The sequence below is a fragment of the Xanthomonas massiliensis genome, from assembly GCF_900018785.1.
GTDB classification, from domain to species: domain Bacteria; phylum Pseudomonadota; class Gammaproteobacteria; order Xanthomonadales; family Xanthomonadaceae; genus Xanthomonas_B; species Xanthomonas_B massiliensis.
In genome coordinates this window covers 1,238,529-1,254,685 of record NZ_FCOY01000006.1, presented here as the reverse complement: position 1 = coordinate 1,254,685, position 16,157 = coordinate 1,238,529, and the positions used below count along the sequence as shown (strand labels likewise).

General features: G+C 68.9%; 14 protein-coding genes and 1 tRNA gene. 14 read left to right on the top strand and 1 reads right to left on the bottom strand.

What is annotated here, in order from left to right:
- The 14 genes from lapB (at position 1) to BN3794_RS08515 (ending at position 13,579) form a co-directional block, all read left to right on the top strand.
- Positions 1-1,179, top strand: a complete 1,179-nt coding sequence (lapB, locus tag BN3794_RS08580; protein ID WP_066096081.1) for a lipopolysaccharide assembly protein LapB — start codon at positions 1-3, stop codon at positions 1,177-1,179.
- 8 nt (positions 1,180-1,187) lie between these two features.
- Positions 1,188-2,057 carry an MraY family glycosyltransferase gene (locus BN3794_RS08575; RefSeq protein WP_236493201.1) on the top strand — a complete coding sequence of 290 codons (870 nt, stop codon included), beginning with the start codon at positions 1,188-1,190 and terminating at the stop codon, positions 2,055-2,057.
- A 95-nt stretch (positions 2,058-2,152) separates the two neighbouring features.
- Positions 2,153-4,060, top strand: a complete 1,908-nt coding sequence (locus tag BN3794_RS08570; protein WP_066096078.1) for a polysaccharide biosynthesis protein — start codon at positions 2,153-2,155, stop codon at positions 4,058-4,060.
- Positions 4,060-4,953, top strand: a complete 894-nt coding sequence (gene galU, locus BN3794_RS08565) for a UTP--glucose-1-phosphate uridylyltransferase GalU (protein WP_066096075.1) — start codon at positions 4,060-4,062, stop codon at positions 4,951-4,953. The genes BN3794_RS08570 and galU overlap by 1 nt, the downstream gene beginning before the upstream one ends.
- Before the next feature lie 276 nt (positions 4,954-5,229).
- Complete coding sequence (gene thrS, locus BN3794_RS08560; protein WP_066096072.1) at positions 5,230-7,134, top strand: threonine--tRNA ligase; 1,905 nt, start codon at positions 5,230-5,232, stop codon at positions 7,132-7,134.
- 59 nt (positions 7,135-7,193) lie between these two features.
- Positions 7,194-7,718 carry a translation initiation factor IF-3 gene (gene infC, locus BN3794_RS08555; protein ID WP_236493234.1) on the top strand — a complete coding sequence of 175 codons (525 nt, stop codon included), beginning with the start codon at positions 7,194-7,196 and terminating at the stop codon, positions 7,716-7,718.
- A 234-nt stretch (positions 7,719-7,952) separates the two neighbouring features.
- The gene (gene rpmI / locus BN3794_RS08550; protein WP_066096066.1) at positions 7,953-8,150 is read left to right on the top strand and encodes a 50S ribosomal protein L35; all 198 of its coding nucleotides are present in this window, start codon (positions 7,953-7,955) and stop codon (positions 8,148-8,150) included.
- Between the two features lie 13 nt (positions 8,151-8,163).
- The gene (gene rplT, locus BN3794_RS08545) at positions 8,164-8,523 is read left to right on the top strand and encodes a 50S ribosomal protein L20 (protein WP_066096064.1); all 360 of its coding nucleotides are present in this window, start codon (positions 8,164-8,166) and stop codon (positions 8,521-8,523) included.
- A 183-nt stretch (positions 8,524-8,706) separates the two neighbouring features.
- Positions 8,707-9,702, top strand: coding sequence for a phenylalanine--tRNA ligase subunit alpha (locus BN3794_RS08540; RefSeq protein WP_066096061.1), 996 nt, complete (start codon positions 8,707-8,709; stop codon positions 9,700-9,702).
- A 51-nt stretch (positions 9,703-9,753) separates the two neighbouring features.
- A complete protein-coding gene (pheT, locus tag BN3794_RS08535; protein WP_066096059.1) occupies positions 9,754-12,132 on the top strand; it encodes a phenylalanine--tRNA ligase subunit beta in 2,379 nt (792 codons plus the stop codon).
- 18 nt (positions 12,133-12,150) lie between these two features.
- Positions 12,151-12,450, top strand: coding sequence for an integration host factor subunit alpha (locus BN3794_RS08530; protein ID WP_066096057.1), 300 nt, complete (start codon positions 12,151-12,153; stop codon positions 12,448-12,450).
- Complete coding sequence (locus BN3794_RS08525; protein ID WP_066096054.1) at positions 12,431-12,787, top strand: MerR family transcriptional regulator; 357 nt, start codon at positions 12,431-12,433, stop codon at positions 12,785-12,787. The genes BN3794_RS08530 and BN3794_RS08525 overlap by 20 nt, the downstream gene beginning before the upstream one ends.
- Before the next feature lie 188 nt (positions 12,788-12,975).
- Positions 12,976-13,052 (top strand) — tRNA-Pro (locus BN3794_RS08520).
- 56 nt (positions 13,053-13,108) lie between these two features.
- Complete coding sequence (locus BN3794_RS08515) at positions 13,109-13,579, top strand: cupin domain-containing protein (protein ID WP_066096052.1); 471 nt, start codon at positions 13,109-13,111, stop codon at positions 13,577-13,579.
- Positions 13,580-14,012: 433 nt separating this feature from the next.
- Here the strand turns inward: BN3794_RS08515 and dxs are convergent, their stop codons facing one another.
- Positions 14,013-15,923, bottom strand: coding sequence for a 1-deoxy-D-xylulose-5-phosphate synthase (gene dxs / locus BN3794_RS08510; protein WP_066096048.1), 1,911 nt, complete (start codon positions 15,921-15,923; stop codon positions 14,013-14,015).
- Between the last annotated feature and the right edge of the window lie 234 nt (positions 15,924-16,157).

Sequence of the window (16,157 nt, the reverse complement as noted above, 5' to 3'; positions counted from 1 at the left end):
ATGGAATTCCTCAACGAGTGGTTCTGGTTCTTCCTGTTCCTGCCGCTGGCCGCGCTGAGCGGCTGGGTGGTGGGGCGGCGGGGAGGGCAGCGCCACGGCGACAGCCAGGTCAGCCGGTTGTCGAGCACCTATTTCCGTGGCCTGAACTACCTGCTCAACGAGCAGCCGGACAAGGCCATCGAGCTGTTCCTGCACATCGCCGAGCTGGACAAGGAAACCTTCGAGACCCAGGTGGCCCTGGGCCACCTGTTCCGTCGCCGCGGCGAGGTGGATCGCGCCATCCGCCTGCACCAGGGCCTGGTGCAGCGCCACGACCTGAGCGACCAGCAACGGGTGATCGCCTTGCTGGCGCTGGGCGAGGACTACATGAAGTCCGGCCTGCTCGACCGGGCCGAGACCGTGTTCACCGACCTGGCCAAGATCGACCAGCGCGCCCCGCAGGCGCTCAAGCACCTGATCACCATCTACCAGGCCGAGCGCGACTGGGAAAAGGCCATCGACAACGCCAGCCGCTACGAAGAGGTCACCGGCGAGCCGATGGGCAAGCTGATCGGCCAGTTCGAGTGCGAGCTCGCCGACCGCTACCGCGCGGCCGGCAAACCCGAGCTGGCACGGCAGGCGGTGGCCCGGGCCTACCAGGCCGACGCGGCCTCGGTGCGGGCCGGCATCCTGGAAGGGCGGATCGAGGTCGATGCCGGCAATTCCGAGGCCGCGGTGCGCGCCTTCGAGCGTGCCGCGCGCCACGATCCGGACTATCTGCCGGAGATCCTGCCGGCGCTGATGGACAGCTACCGCAAGACCGGCGACCTGACCGGTGCGCGCTCGTTCCTGGCGGAGATGACCGAGCACTACCGCGGCATCGCGCCGGTGCTGGCGCTCACCCAGCTGATCGAGCAGCAGGAAGGGCTGGCGGCGGCGCGCAGCTACCTGGCCAGCCAGCTCAAGGACCGCCCGTCGGTACGCGGCGAGTCCGCGCTGATCGGCCTGACCCTGGCCGAGGGGGCCGATCCCGTGGCGACCCTGCAGGATCTGCGCCACATCACCGACCAGTTGCTGGTGCGCAATCCCAGCTACCGCTGCACGCGCTGCGGCTTCGGTGCACGCACCCATCACTGGCAATGCCCCAGCTGCAAGGAGTGGGGCACGGTCAAGCCGTTGCTCAACTACGCCGTGGTCTGATGTCCTGCATGGGCGCATGGATCGCGCTGGCCGGCATCGCCAGCGCCGCCGGCACCTGGCTCGCGCGGCGCTACGCGCTGGCCCGCCAGCTGCTGGACGAGCCGGGCGAGCGGCGCAGCCACCAGGTCCCCACGCCACGTGGCGGCGGCGCGGCCATCGTCGCGGTGATGCTGGCTGTCGCCGCGGGGCTGCTGGTGCGGGCCTCCGGGGCGGAGGCGGCGCTGCTGGGCAGCTTCGTGCTGGCGCTGGCGCTGGTGGCCGGCATCGGTGCGTGGGACGACCATCGTCCGTTGTCCCCCTGGCTCCGGCTGGCCGTGCATGGCCTGGCCGGTGCATTGCTGGGCGGTGCGCTGTGGTGGGCCGGCGCGCCGGCCTGGCTGGCCGTGGCAGGCGCACTGCTGGTGCCGGGCCTGGTCAATGTCTGGAACTTCATGGACGGCATCAACGGCCTGGCCGCGAGCCAGGCGTTGCTGTGCGCCGGCCTGTTCGCCTCGGGGCTGGCCGGGGACTGGCGGCTGCTGGCCTGGGTGGCCGCGGCGGCCTGCCTGGGGTTCTTGCCCTTCAACTTTCCCCGCGCCCGGATATTCCTGGGCGACGTGGGCAGTGGCGCCCTGGGCCTGGTACTGGCCTGGCTGCTGGCGGTGCTGGTGCTGCAGCGTCCCGGTGCGTGGCCCTCGGCGCTGGCGCTGCTGCCGTTCCTGGCAGACGCCGGCTTCACCCTGGTGCGGCGCATGCTGCGTGGCGAGAAATGGTGGCAGCCTCATGCCACGCATCTCTACCAGCGTCTCGCGCGACGGCATGGCAGCCACGTGCCGGTGACGTTGGCCTATGCCGGCGTGACCGCCGTGCTGGCCACATTCGCCGCGCGTTTCCAGTAATACGACCGTGGTACCGTTAAGCCTGCAGTCGGTTGCGTCATCATTTCATGGCTGCGGTTGGCAGCAGACAGACGGGTTCAGGAGGAATCATCGAAATGAGCCGCAAGGCCTCCCGCTTGGCATGGGCGCCGAGCACGGTACGTACCCTGGTCGTGCTGCACGACCTGTTCATGGTGTGGCTGTGCTGGGAACTGCTGCACCTGGTGCGCTACTCGATGCTGGCCCATCCCGAAGCCTTGCCGCTGTGGAACGTGGATACGGCGATCGTGCTGGTGGCCCAGGGATTGGTGTTCTGGCGGCTGGGCCTGTACCGCGGCCTGTGGCGGTTCGCCAGCGTCCCGGACCTGTGGAACATCTTCCGCGCCAGCCTGATCGGCACGCTGGCGATCGTGGTGTTGCTGGCCTACAAGCGTTTCGACGGCATCCCGCTGTCGGTGCTGGCGGTCTATCCGTTCGCGCTGGTCGCTTTCGTCGGATTGCCGCGCCTGGTCTACCGCGCGTGGAAGGACCACCAGCTGGCGCAGCAGGGACGGGCGGCGCAGCGGGTGCTGATCCTGGGCGCGGGACGCGCGGGCGAGATGCTGGTGCGCGACCTGCGCCGCTCGGGCAGCTACTACCCGGTCGGCCTGCTCGACGACGCGCCGGCCCTGCGCGGCGCGAAGATGCAGGGCTTGCCGGTGCTGGGCACGCTGGACCAGGCGCCGATGGTGGCGCGCGAGGTCGGGGCCAACCTGCTGGTGATCGCCATTCCCTCGCTGGACGCGCAGGGCATGCAGCGCGTGGTGGCGCTGTGCGAATCCACCGGCCTGCCGTTCCGGCGCGTGCCGCACCTGACCGATGTGCTGGAAGGCCACGCCCTGCCCGGCGAGCTGCGGGAAGTGGCGATCGAGGACCTGCTCAACCGCAAGCCGGTCAAGCCGGACTGGAAGCTGGTGCACGCCTGGCTGTCGGGCCGTACCGTGCTGGTGACCGGCGCGGGCGGCTCGATCGGCTCGGAGGTCTGCCGCCAATGCGCGCGCCACGGCATCGAGCGCATCGTGCTCGTGGAAATCGACGAGCTTGCCCTGCTCACCATTCACGCTGACCTCAGGCGCGGTTTCCCCGATCTGGACGTGCGCTGCGTGCTTGGCGATTGCGGCGACCCGGCGCTGATGCGCCATGCCATGGCCGGGCTCGTGCCCGACGCGGTGTTCCATGCCGCGGCCTACAAGCAGGTGCCGCTGCTGGAGACGCACTTGCGCGAGGCGGTGCGCAACAACCTGCTGGCCACCGAGAACGTGGCCCGGGCGGCGCGCGAGGCCGGGGTGGACACCTTCGTGCTGATTTCCACCGACAAGGCGGTGCAGCCGGTCAACGTGCTCGGCGCGACCAAGCGCTACGCGGAGATGATCTGCCAGAGCCTGGCCCGGCAGGGCGGGGCGACCCGGTATGTGGTCGTGCGCTTCGGCAACGTGCTCGATTCCGCCGGCAGCGTGGTCCCGCTGTTCCGCCAGCAGATCCGCCAGGGCGGTCCGGTCACCGTCACCGACCCGGAGGTCAGCCGCTATTTCATGACCATCCCCGAGGCCTGCCAGCTCATCGTGCAGGCTGCCGCGATGTCCACGCCCGGGGCCATCTACACCCTGGACATGGGCGAGCCGGTGCTGATCCGGCAGCTGGCCGAGCAGATGATCCGGCTGGCCGGCAAGCGGCCGGGCAAGGACATCGCGATCGTGTACACCGGCCTGCGCCCCGGCGAGAAGCTGCACGAGACCCTGTTCTATCCGGACGAGGAGTATCGCCCGACCTCGCATCCGAAGGTGTTCGAGGCCTCGGCCAGGTCCTTTGCGCACGAAGCGGTCCTGCAGAGCGTGGCGCGGCTGCGCGCGGCGGTGGGCTGCTACGACGAGGCGGCCTTGTCGGCTATCCTCCAGGAAAACATGCCCGAGTTCGCGCCGTTGGTGTGTGCAGCGCGTACCGCGGTCGTCGTCCCGTTCCCCGCACGAGAGGCAAGAAGGCATTGATGAGCAAGCGCATTCGCAAGGCCGTTTTCCCGGTAGCCGGCCTGGGTACCCGCTTCCTGCCGGCAACCAAGACCGTGCCCAAGGAAATGATGCCCATCGTGGACCGGCCGCTGATCCAGTACGCGGTGGACGAGGCCATCGACGCCGGTTGCGATACGCTGATCTTCGTCACCAACCGCTACAAGCACGCGGTGGCGGACTATTTCGACAAGGCCTACGAGCTTGAACAGAAGCTCGAGCATGCCGGCAAGTTCGAGCAGCTCGAGATGGTCCGCCACGTATTGCCCGAGGGCGTGCGCGCGGTGTTCGTCACCCAGACCGAGGCCCGCGGCCTGGGCGATGCGGTGCTGTGCGCCAAGCCGATCGTGGGCGACGAGCCGTTCGCGGTGCTGCTGCCCGACGACATGATCTGGGCCACCACCGGGCAGAGTGCGCTTGGCCAAATGGCCGACGCGGCGGAGGCTTCCGGGGCCAGCATGATCGCCGTGGAGGACGTGCCGCGCGAGAGCACCAGCAGCTACGGCATCGTCGCCACCCAGGCGTTCGACGGCCGCAAGGGGCGGATCGAGGCGATCGTGGAAAAGCCCAAGCCGGAGGTCGCCCCGAGCACCCTGGCGGTGGTGGGGCGCTACGTCCTCAGCCCGACCATCTTCAGCCTGCTGGAGAGCACCCGCGCCGGTGCCGGCGGGGAGATCCAGCTGACCGATGCCATCGCGCGCCTGCTGGAGATCGAGCCGGTCTACGCGTACCGCTTCGAAGGGACTCGTTTCGATTGCGGCACCCATATCGGCCTGATCGAGGCGACCATCCGCTACGCGCTGGACCATCACAAGCTCAGCGAAGCGGCCCGCTCCATGCTGCGCCAGGCATTGGCGGAGACCGAGGCGCCCTGATGCGCGCGGGTGGCAGGTGACCGGGCCTGCGGCTTGGTTTACCATGCGCCCAGCCCCATCTAGACAGCCTATCCGGACAAGGTGGCCTGCGCGAGCCGGCCGAGCGTGCGACATGGACACTACCCGCATCCATTGCTGATCCTGCCCGAGGTTGCCGCGAAAGGCGCCCTCGTGGCGCCTTTTTCATGCGCTCGTCCCCGGACGGCACCCGCCTCCAAGGCCGCGCTCCCCACGCGCAAGCACTGGCTCCGGCCAGCCAACGACATCGTTCCCATCATGATCACCATCACTCTTCCCGACGGCAGCCGTCGCGAATTCGAATCCCCCGTCAGCGTCATGCAGGTGGCCGAGTCCATCGGTCCCGGCCTGGCCAAGGCGACCGTGGCCGGCGAGGTCGACGGCGGGCTCGTCGATGCCTGCGACCTCATCGACCATGACGCGCGGCTGCGCATCATCACGCCCAAGGACCCGGAGGGCGTGGACATCATCCGCCACTCCTGCGCGCACCTGGTCGGCCACGCGGTCAAGCAGCTCTACCCCGAGGCCAAGATGGTGATCGGCCCGGTCATCGCCGACGGCTTCTACTACGACATCTACAGCGAGCAGCCCTTCACCCCGGAGGACCTGCAGGCGATCGAGCAGCGCATGCGCGAGCTGATCGACCAGGACTACGACGTGGTCAAGAAGATGACCCCGCGTGCCGAGGCCATCCGCATCTTCGAGCAGCGCCACGAGGACTACAAGCTGCGCCTGATCGCGGACATGCCCGAGGACATCAAGCAGGTCGGGCTGTACTACCACCAGGAATACGTGGACATGTGCCGCGGCCCCCACGTGCCCAACACGCGTTTCCTGAAGGCATTCAAGCTGACCCGCATCTCCGGCGCCTACTGGCGCGGCGATGCCAACAACGAGCAGCTGCAGCGCATCTACGGCACCGCGTGGGCCGACAAGAAGCAGCTGGACGCCTACCTGCAGCGCATGGAGGAGGCCGAGAAGCGCGACCATCGGCGCATCGGCAAGGTGCAGGACCTGTTCCATCTCCAGGAGGAGGCGCCCGGCCTGGTGTTCTGGCATCCCAAGGGCTGGGCGATCTGGCAGGTCGTCGAGCAGTACATGCGCCGGGTCTACCGGGAATCAGGCTACGGCGAGGTGCGCTGCCCGCAGATCCTGGACGTGAGCTTGTGGAAGAAGTCCGGCCACTGGGACAATTACCAGGAGAACATGTTCTTCACCGAGTCGGAGAAGCGCACCTACGCGGTCAAGCCGATGAACTGTCCGGGGCATGTGCAGCTGTTCAACCAGGGCCTGCACAGCTACCGCGACCTGCCGATCCGCTACGGCGAGTTCGGTTCGTGCCACCGCAACGAACCTTCCGGCGCGCTGCACGGCATCCTGCGCGTGCGCGGCTTCACCCAGGACGACGGCCACATTTTCTGCACCGAGGACCAGATCGAGTCCGAGGTCACCGCCTTCCACCAGCAGGCGCTGAAGGTGTACTCCGATTTCGGCTTCAACGACATCCAGATCATGATCGCGTTGCGCCCGGAAAAGCGCCTGGGCGACGACGCGACCTGGGACAAGGCCGAGGAAGCGCTGCGCTCGGCGCTGCGCCATTGCGGCGTGGCCTGGAAGGAGCTGCCGGGCGAGGGCGCCTTCTACGGCCCGAAGATCGAGTACCACCTCAAGGATGCCATCGGCCGCACCTGGCAGCTCGGCACCGTGCAGGTGGACTTCATGATGCCCCAGCGCCTGGGCGCCGAATACGTGGACGAGAACAGCCAGAAGCGCCACCCGGTGATGCTGCACCGGGCCATCGTCGGCTCGATGGAGCGCTTCATCGGCATCCTGATCGAGCACCATGCCGGCTCGCTGCCGCTGTGGCTGGCGCCGGAGCAGGCCGTGGTGCTCAACATCACCGACGCCCAGGCCGGCTACGTCGAGTCGGTACAGAAAACCCTTGCGAATCAAGGCTTCCGGGTCAGTGCCGATTTGCGGAACGAGAAGATCGGCTATAAGATTCGCGAACATACGTTGCAGCGGGTGCCGTATCTGCTGGTTGTGGGAGACCGGGAGAAGGAAAATGGCGCCGTGGCGGTACGTACGCGATCGGGGGAGGACCTGGGCTCGATGTCCGTCCAGGCCTTCGTCGATCGCCTGAACGCCGAGCTGGGCGCCTGAACCACCGTCCCGGCCCGCCATGAGTGCGGGCCGGTCCGTTTCCCTATGGAGATCGCAATATCAGTACCCCCGACAACAAACAGAATCGCAGGAACCACGAGATCCGCGTGCCGCGCGTGCGCGTGATCGGCAGCGACGGCGAGATGATCGGCGTCCTGTCGCGCGACGAGGCCCTGGCGATGGCCGAGGAGGAAGGTCTGGACCTGGTCGAGATCCAGCCCCAGGCCGATCCGCCGGTCTGCAAGATCATGGACTTCGGCAAGTTCCGTTTCGAGCAGCAAAAGCGCGCCAACGAAGCCAAGAAGAAGTCCAAGCAGTCCGAGATCAAGGAAGTCAAGTTCCGTCCGGTCACCGACGAGGGCGACTACCAGATCAAGCTGCGCAACATGCGCCGGTTCCTGGAGGAAGGGGACAAGGTCAAGGTCAACATCCGTTTCCGCGGCCGCGAGATGAGCCACCAGGATCTGGGCCGGCAGATGGCCGCGCGCATCGAGGCCGACCTGGGCGAGGACATCGTGATCGAGTCGCGCCCGCGCCTGGAAGGGCGGCAGATGGTCATGATGATCGCGCCGAAGAAGAAGTAGGGGATACCGGGCGGCGATCGCCTCCGGCGTTCCGGCAGATCCCCGGTGGGGTTTGCAAGTCCGTATGCGCAAAGGCATAATGGGCGGCCCGGTTCGCCGGGTGCCGTTTTTTTTACGGCTCAGGACCGGTCCGCGGCGATGGCTGCGGGCCGCAAGCGGGCAGAGGGCATGGATGGAAAGCGTGGCGAAGGCCACCGCCCTGGCCAGTGACAAGAGACCATCAAGGACATAGCGATGCCCAAGATCAAGACCAACCGGGCGGCGGCGAAGCGTTTCTTCAAGACCGCTTCCGGCAAGTACAAGGCCGGCCACGCCAACCGTAGCCATATCCTCACCAAGAAGGCGACCAAGCGGAAGCGCAACCTGCGGCAGACGAACCATGTTCGTGCCGAGGACGCGGGCCGTCTGGACCGCATGCTGCCGTATCTCTGAGGAGGAATAAGTCATGGCACGAGTCAAGCGTGGCGTACAGGCGCGCCGCCGTCACAAGAAGATCCTGACCCTGGCGAAGGGCTACTACAATGCCCGCCGCAAGGTGTTCCGCGTCGCCAAGCAGGCGGTCATCAAGGCGCAGCAGTACGCCTACATCGGCCGCAAGCAGAAGAAGCGCAATTTCCGTTCGCTGTGGATCACCCGCATCAACGCGGCGGCCCGCATCAACGGCCTGAGCTACAGCCGCTTCATGAACGGCCTGCTGAAGGCCGGCATCACCCTGGACCGCAAGGTGCTGGCGGACATCGCCGTGAACGATGCGGCCGGTTTCGCGGCGCTGGCCGAGAAGGCCAAGGGCGCGCTGGCGGCGTGATGCACGCCCTTCCACTGTAGTCCGCACGTCCTTCGTGTGCGGACTGCCGGGGAGACAGGCAGTTGCATACAGGCAGGGGGAGGGCGCGAGCCCTTCCCCTTTGCTTTGGGTGATACCTTATCCCACCGAATTTCGTCGCCGGGCATCGCAAAGGGACCGGCGACCCGTCAGGACGTGGACGCAATGATCCAGATCGAATCCTTGACCGCGCAGGCACTGGCGGACGTGGCGGCTGCCGCCTCGCCCGACGCGCTCGAAGCACTGCGCGTGGCCCTGCTCGGCAAGAGCGGCAGCATCACCTCGCAGCTCAAGCAGCTGGGCACGTTGCCGGCCGCCGAGCGCAAGGCCGCTGGCGAGGCCATCAACAAGGCGCGCGACGCGGTTTCCGCCGCGCTGGCCGAACGCCGGAGCGTGCTCGATGCCGCCGCGCTCGGCGCCCGCCTGGAGCGCGAACGCATCGACGTGACCCTGCCGGGGCACCTGGCCGAGCGCGGCGGGCTGCATCCGGTCACCCGCGCGCTCGAGCGCATCGTCGAGATCTTCGCCCGGCTCGGCTACGAGCTCTCCGACGGCCCCGAGATCGAGGACGACTGGCACAACTTCGAGGCGCTGAACTTCCCGCCGCACCATCCGGCGCGCGCCATGCACGACACGTTCTATTTCGGCGACGGCCGCCTGCTGCGCACGCACACGTCCGGCGTGCAGGTGCGCTACATGGAGGACCACCGCCCGCCGTTGCGCATGATCGCCGCGGGCAAGGTCTACCGCAGCGATTCCGACCAGACCCATTCGCCGATGTTCCACCAGGTCGAGGGGCTGCTGGTCGACGAGCACGCCACCTTCGCCGACCTGAAGGGCACGCTGTCGGAGTTCGTGCGTGCCTTCTTCGAGCGCGATTTCCAGATGCGCTTCCGCCCCAGCTACTTCCCGTTCGTCGAGCCGGGCGCGGAGGTGGACATCGGCTGGCAGCAGCCCGACGGCAGCATGCGCTGGCTGGAGGTGCTCGGTTGCGGCATGGTCCACCCCAACGTGCTGCGCAGCTCGGGCATCGATCCGGAGCGCTATGGCGGCTTCGCCTTCGGCCTGGGCGTGGAGCGTTTCGCCATGCTGCGCTACGGCGTGAACGACCTGCGCGCCTTCTTCGAGAACGACGTGCGCTTCCTGCGCCAGTTCGCCTGAGGCCGCGCCCGCGCGTCCTCCCGTTTCCGTTCCCCATTCCACGGCGTTGAAATGAAATTCTCCGAGAACTGGCTGCGCAGCCACGTGTCCGTCGAAGCCGACCGCGACGCGCTGTTGGCGACGATGACGGCCATCGGCCTGGAGGTCGAAGAAGTCCAGCCCCTGGGGCAATCGCTGCAGGGCGTGGTGGTGGCGCGCATCCTCGAGGCCGAGCGCCACCCGCAGGCCGACCGGTTGCAGGTGTGCAAGGTCGATGCCGGCACCGGCGAGCCGCTGCAGATCGTGTGCGGCGCGCCCAACGCGCGCGCCGGCCTGGTCGCGCCGCTCGCCATGGTGGGGGCGCGCTTCGGCGATTTCGCGATCAAGGCGGCCAAGCTGCGCGGGGTGGAATCCCAGGGCATGCTGTGCTCGGCCAAGGAGCTGGGCCTGGACGAGGATGCCTCCGGCCTGCTGGAACTGCCCGACGATGCGCCGGTGGGCACGCCGCTGGCCGATTACCTCGGCCTGCCCGATGCCAGCATCGAGATCAAGCTCACGCCCAATCGCGCCGACTGCTTCAGCGTGCGCGGCATCGCCTTCGACGTGGCCGCCGCCTGCGGCAGCCACGTCGCGCCGTTCCCGATCGCGGCGGTGCCGGCCACGCACGATGCGGTGCTGCCGGTCGAGCTGAAGGCCGCCGCCGCCGCGCCGCGCTATTGCGGCCGGGTGATCGAGGCCGTGGACGCGCGTGCGTCCACGCCGGTGTGGATGGCCGAGCGCCTGCGCCGCTCCGGCGTGCGCCCGGTGTCGCTGCTGGTGGACATCACCCAGTACGTGATGCTGGAGCTGGGCCAGCCGATGCATGCCTACGACCGCGCCACCCTGGCCGGTCCGGTGGCGGTGCGCCATGCGGTGGCGGGGGAGACGCTCAAGCTGCTCGACGGCCGCGAGGCGCACCTGGACGAAAGCTTCCTGGTGATCGACGACGCCGGTCGCGCCGTGGCCCTGGCGGGCATCATGGGCGGCCTGGACACGCGGGTCACCGAGGCGACCACCTCGGTGTTCCTGGAGGCGGCCTATTTCGCCCCGGCCGCGATCATGGGACAGGGGCGCAAGCTCGGCTTGCACACCGACGCCAGCCATCGCTTCGAGCGCGGCGTGGACCCGGCGCTGCCGGCGCAGGCCATCGAGTACGCCACCCGGCTGGTGCTCGAGCTGGCCGGCGGCCGCGCGGGCCCGGTGCAGACCGTGGAACTGGCCGAGTTCGTGCCGCAGCCGCAGCCGATCGTGCTGCGGCGCGCGCGGATCCACCGCGTGCTCGGCATCGACATCGCCGATGCCGAGGTGGAGCGCATCCTGCGGGCGCTGGGCATGGATGTGCAGGCGCGACCGGACGGCTGGACCGTCACCGCGCCGAGCCGGCGTTTCGACGTGGCCATTGAGGAAGACTTGATCGAGGAGCTGGCGCGCATCCACGGCTACGACCGCATCCCGACGACGCTGCCGGGCGGGGCCACGCGCATCGCCCAGCCCAGCGAGACCCGGCTGGACGAGGCCACGGTGCGTCGCCAGCTGGTGGCGCGCGACCTGCTGGAAACCATCAACTACGCCTTCGTCGATGCCGCGTGGCTGCAGGCCTGGCAGATGGCGCAGGGCACCGTGCCGCTGGCCAACCCGCTCAGCGCCGAGCTGGCGGTGATGCGTCCTTCGCTGCTGCCCGGGCTGGTGGCGACGCTGGGGCGCAACGTGGCACGCCAGGCGGGACGGGTGCGGCTGTTCGAGATCGGTAAGGTGTTCGCCGCCGGCGACGAGGCCGGCGCCGCGCCGCGCGAGACGCTGCGCCTGGCTGCCGCCGTGTGTGGCGAGGTGTTCGCGCCGCAGTGGGGCGAGCCGGCGCGCAAGGTCGATTTCCACGACCTGAAGGGCGACCTGGCATCGCTGGCGGCCGCGTCCGGCGCCGGGCTGGAGTTGCGGCCGTCCGCGCCATCCCATGCCCATCCCGGCCGTTCCGCCGACGTCTTCCGCGATGGCGTGCGGATCGGCTGGATCGGCCAGCTGCATCCTTCGCTGCTGAAGGCGCTGGACATCGACGTGGACGTGATCGCGCTGGAGATCGACCTGCTGCCGCTGTCGCTGCGGGCGCTGCCCAAGGCCCACGAGTTGTCGCGCTTCCCGTCGGTACGCCGCGACCTGGCCTTCCTCGTTCCCGAGGCGGTGGACTGGGCGCAACTGGCCGGCTGCGTGCGCCGGGCGGGCGGCGAGGTGCTGCGGGACGTGCGCCTGTTCGACCGCTACGTCGGACCGGGCGTGGAAGCTGGGTTCAAAAGCCTGGCTATGGGCTTGATTTTGCAGGACAACTCGCGCACCCTGACCGACCGCGACGTGGACGCCGTGATCACCGAGGTGGTGGCGGCCGCGGAGCGGGAACTGGGGGCCCGGATCCGGGGCTAGGAAAGCGACGAGGCTGGCATGGCACTGACCAAGGCGGAAATGGCCGAGCAATTGTTCGACGAAGTCGGGCTGAACAAGCGCGAGGCCAAGGAGTTCGTCGACGCGTTCTTCGACGTGCTGCGCGATGCGTTGCAGCAGGGACAGCAGGTCAAGCTGTCGGGCTTCGGCAATTTCGACCTGCGCCGCAAGAACCAGCGGCCGGGCCGCAATCCCAAGACCGGCGAGGAAATCCCGATCACGGCGCGCACGGTGGTGACCTTCCGCCCGGGCCAGAAACTGAAGGAGCGGGTGGAGGCATATGCTGGATCCGGGCAGTAACCGCGAGCTTCCGCCGATCCCGGCCAAGCGCTATTTCACCATCGGCGAGGTCAGCGAGCTGTGCGACGTCAAGCCGCACGTGCTGCGCTACTGGGAAACCGAGTTCCCGAGCCTGGAGCCGGCCAAGCGCCGCGGCAACCGCCGCTACTACCAGCGCCACGACGTGCTGATGGTGCGCCAGATCCGCAGCCTGCTCTACGAACAGGGCTACACGATCGGTGGGGCCCGCCAGCGCCTGGAAGGCGAGGACGGCAAGCAGGAAGCGGCGCTGAGCAACCAGATCATCCGCCAGGTGCGGATGGAACTGGAGGAAGTGCTGCAACTGCTGCGGCGCTGATCCGGCCGCCAGGATGCGACGCGGCAAATCCGGTACACGCGCATGCGCCCGCCGGGGCGGGATCGCGTGACGCACTTGCCTGGGGGACAAGCGATCGTCGGTTCGAATCCGGCGCATCGCCGGTCCGGCGGCTAGGAAACGACGCGGCAAACCCGGTATAATCGTTCGTCCGCCGAGGCGGGACCTTTCGGGGTATAGCGCAGCCTGGTAGCGCACTTGTCTGGGGGACAAGTGGTCGTCGGTTCGAATCCGGCTACCCCGACCAAATCCTGGAAGCCCGCCGCAAGGCGGGCTTTTCCATGTCCGGCCGCCGGAGGAAGCATGCATCCACGCGTCGAGGAACTGGTCCGCACGCTGGCCTTGTCGCCGCATCCCGAGGGCGGGCACTACCGGCGCATCCATGCCTCCGCCGTGGAGGTGGTGCATGGCGGCCACGTCCGTCCGGCGATGACCGCGATCGAGTTCCTGCTGGAAGCCGGTCATGGCAGCCAGTGGCACAGGGTCGATGCCGACGAGAGCTGGCACTGGCAGGAAGGGGCGCCGCTGGAACTGCGCATCTTCGACGAGACGAGCGGCGAGTCCGAGACCATCCGCCTGGCGTCGGCACGCGATGGCCGGGCGACGGCGGTGGTGCCCGCCGGGGCGTGGCAGTCGGCACGTACGCTGGGCGACTACACGCGGGTGGTGTGCACGGTGGCGCCGGGCTTCGTCTGGGAAGGTTTCGAGCTGCTCGATGCCGATGACCCCGTGGCGACGCGCTTGCGTGCGTTGGACGTGCCGGACCGGACGTGAGCGCCAGCAGGCAGGCGAGCACCCGATCGCCGTAGAAAAGAAGGCTCGGGCTTGCCTGGTCGCGGCGCATGCGTCCGATGCCGTCGTGCTCGAAGCGTTGGGCCGTGCCATGCGTGACCTGGCGACGGGAAGATGCCGGCAGGATGAGCGGCGGTGAGCGGGCGCCCGATCCCGGCAGTCGCCACCGACCGTCCTGAGCCGGCATGGCGGTGCTTCCCGGCGTGTCCGGTGCCGTCAACCCGATGTGGCCATGCGGCCGGCATGGCCTTCCACTCGGAAGGATCACGACATCCACCGGTCGGCCGGTCCCGCCGTACCGCCGCGCCGGCAGTCGGCCTCGCCGGACCCGGGCAGGCAAGCCCGGTCCACGGCGTTTGCCTGGAGGGGCGAGAGTCTTGCGCGACAGTCGCCCCGGCCCGACCCGGCCGGTTCCTCAGCCGGCCGCGCTGCGCACCGGCGCGGCGGTGCCGAGATGCGGCCAGCGCCCGAGCACGGCGCGGCGGATGCCGGGCGCGTCGAGCCCGGCCTCGGCCAGCAGGTCCTCGCGGCTGGCGTGGTGCTGGAAAGCGTCGGGCAGGCCCAGGTGTAGGACCGGCAGGGTGATGCCCTCGGCGTCGAGCAGCTCGGACACGGCCGAGCCTGCACCGCCGGCGACCACGTTGTCCTCGAGCGTGACGAAGCCCTCGTGGGTCCCGGCCAGTTCCAGCACCAGGTCCCGGTCCAGCGGCTTGACGAAGCGCATGTTGACCACGGTCAGGCCGAGCTCGCGGCCGACCTGCTCGGCGGCCGCCAGCGGCGCGCCGAAGGCGAGCAGGGCGATGCGCTGGCCGGGCCGGCGCAGCTCGGCCTTGCCGACCGGCAACGCGTCCAGCGACGTGCCGGCGTCGATCCCGGGGCCGGTGCCGCGCGGATAGCGCACCGCCGCCGGGCCCTGCCAGCGCAAGCCGGTGGTCAGCAGCTGCCGGCATTCGGCCTCGTCGGCCGGGGCCATCACCACCATGCCGGGTACGCAGCGCAGGAAGCTCAGGTCCAGGTTGCCGGCATGGGTGGCGCCGTCCGGGCCGACCACGCCGCCGCGGTCGATCGCGAACAGCACGTCCAGGCCCTGGATCGCCACGTCGTGCACCAGCTGGTCGTAGGCGCGCTGCAGGAACGTGGAGTAGATCGCCACCACCGGCTTGGCGCCCTGGGTCGCCATGCCCGCCGCCAGCGTCACCGCGTGCTGTTCGGCGATGGCCACGTCGAAGTAGCGCTCCGGATATTCCTTGCTGAAGCGCACCAGGCCCGAGCCCTCGCGCATGGCCGGGGTGATGCCCATCAACCGCGGCTCGACCGCGGCCATGTCGCACAGCCAGTCGCCGAACACGTCGGTGTAGGTGGGTTTCTTCGCCCCGGGCTTGGGCATCAGGCCCTTGTCCGGATCGAACGGGCCGACCGCGTGGTAGCCGATCTGGTCGCCTTCGGCCAGCTCGTAGCCCTTGCCCTTGGTGGTGATCACGTGCAGCAGCTGCGGGCCCTTCAGGCCCTTGAGCGTCTTAAGCGCGCCGAGCAGCGCGGGCAGGTCGTGGCCGTCGATCGGGCCGGTGTAGTGGAAGCCCATCTGCTCGAACAGCGAGGACGGCACGAACATGCCCTTCCACTGTTCCTCCCAGCGCTTGACGAAGCGCGCGGTGGGATTGCGCTTCTTGTCGCCGAGGATCTTCTTGCCGCCCTCGCGCAGCGCATTGAGCGTGCGGCTGCCGGACATGCGCCCGAGCATCTTGGTCAGGCCGCCCACCGCCTCGGAGATGGACATGCGGTTGTCGTTGAGCACGACCAGCAGGTTCGGTTCCGGATGCATGCCGCCGGCATGGTTGAGCGCCTCGTAGGCCATCCCGGCGGTCATCGCGCCGTCGCCGATCACCGCCACCACCTTGCGGTCGTCGCCGGCGCGCTGCAGGGCGACGGCCATGCCCAGCGCGGCCGAGATCGAGGTAGAGGAGTGGCCGACGCCGAAGGCGTCGTACTCGCTTTCCTCGCGCTTGGGAAACGGCGCCACGCCGTCCTTCTGCTTGACGGTATGGATGGTGTCGCGGCGGCCGGTAAGGATCTTGTGCGGGTAGGTCTGGTGGCCCACGTCCCAGACCAACTGGTCGCGCGGGGTCTGGAACAGATAGTGCAGGGCGACGGTCAGCTCGATCACGCCCAGGCCGGCGGCGAAGTGGCCGCCGCTCTTGCCGACCGATTCGATCAGGTAGGCGCGCAATTCGGCCGCGATGGCTTCCAGGTCGGCCTCGCCGAACTTCCGCAGATCCTGCGGGGTCTGGATCTGCGACAGGAACGGATAGCGGGCGGGATCGATCATTCGGCGGGCCAAGGCGGGCAATGAAATGCAATTGTCGGTCCCGGCCGGGGGTGGGGCAAGCAAGCCGTTCAGGTTCCCGGCCGATCGCGCGGTGGCTGCGCAAGCCGGTCCGGCCTGGATCCGGGCCTTCCATCGGTGCATGCATGCATCGGCAGGGGCGCGGCGGTGGCATCGCAGGGCGGGGCACCTCCCGGGACGCCGACCGGGCAGGCGTCGGGGGCCGGTCTCGCCGCG

What these genes read in the sequence shown, in the direction of transcription:
- BN3794_RS08575 (WP_236493201.1), top strand. Translation starts at nt 1,188, where the DNA reads ATGGGCGCATGGATCGCGCTGGCCGGCATCGCCAGCGCCGCCGGCACC.
- rplT (WP_066096064.1), top strand. Translation starts at nt 8,164, where the DNA reads ATGGCACGAGTCAAGCGTGGCGTACAGGCGCGCCGCCGTCACAAGAAG.
- rpmI (WP_066096066.1), top strand. Translation starts at nt 7,953, where the DNA reads ATGCCCAAGATCAAGACCAACCGGGCGGCGGCGAAGCGTTTCTTCAAG.
- lapB (WP_066096081.1), top strand. Translation starts at nt 1, where the DNA reads ATGGAATTCCTCAACGAGTGGTTCTGGTTCTTCCTGTTCCTGCCGCTG.
- BN3794_RS08570 (WP_066096078.1), top strand. Translation starts at nt 2,153, where the DNA reads ATGAGCCGCAAGGCCTCCCGCTTGGCATGGGCGCCGAGCACGGTACGT.
- BN3794_RS08515 (WP_066096052.1), top strand. Translation starts at nt 13,109, where the DNA reads ATGCATCCACGCGTCGAGGAACTGGTCCGCACGCTGGCCTTGTCGCCG.
- pheT (WP_066096059.1), top strand. Translation starts at nt 9,754, where the DNA reads ATGAAATTCTCCGAGAACTGGCTGCGCAGCCACGTGTCCGTCGAAGCC.
- BN3794_RS08525 (WP_066096054.1), top strand. Translation starts at nt 12,431, where the DNA reads ATGCTGGATCCGGGCAGTAACCGCGAGCTTCCGCCGATCCCGGCCAAG.
- dxs (WP_066096048.1), bottom strand. Translation starts at nt 15,923, where the DNA reads ATGATCGATCCCGCCCGCTATCCGTTCCTGTCGCAGATCCAGACCCCG.
- galU (WP_066096075.1), top strand. Translation starts at nt 4,060, where the DNA reads ATGAGCAAGCGCATTCGCAAGGCCGTTTTCCCGGTAGCCGGCCTGGGT.
- BN3794_RS08540 (WP_066096061.1), top strand. Translation starts at nt 8,707, where the DNA reads ATGATCCAGATCGAATCCTTGACCGCGCAGGCACTGGCGGACGTGGCG.
- BN3794_RS08530 (WP_066096057.1), top strand. Translation starts at nt 12,151, where the DNA reads ATGGCACTGACCAAGGCGGAAATGGCCGAGCAATTGTTCGACGAAGTC.
- thrS (WP_066096072.1), top strand. Translation starts at nt 5,230, where the DNA reads ATGATCACCATCACTCTTCCCGACGGCAGCCGTCGCGAATTCGAATCC.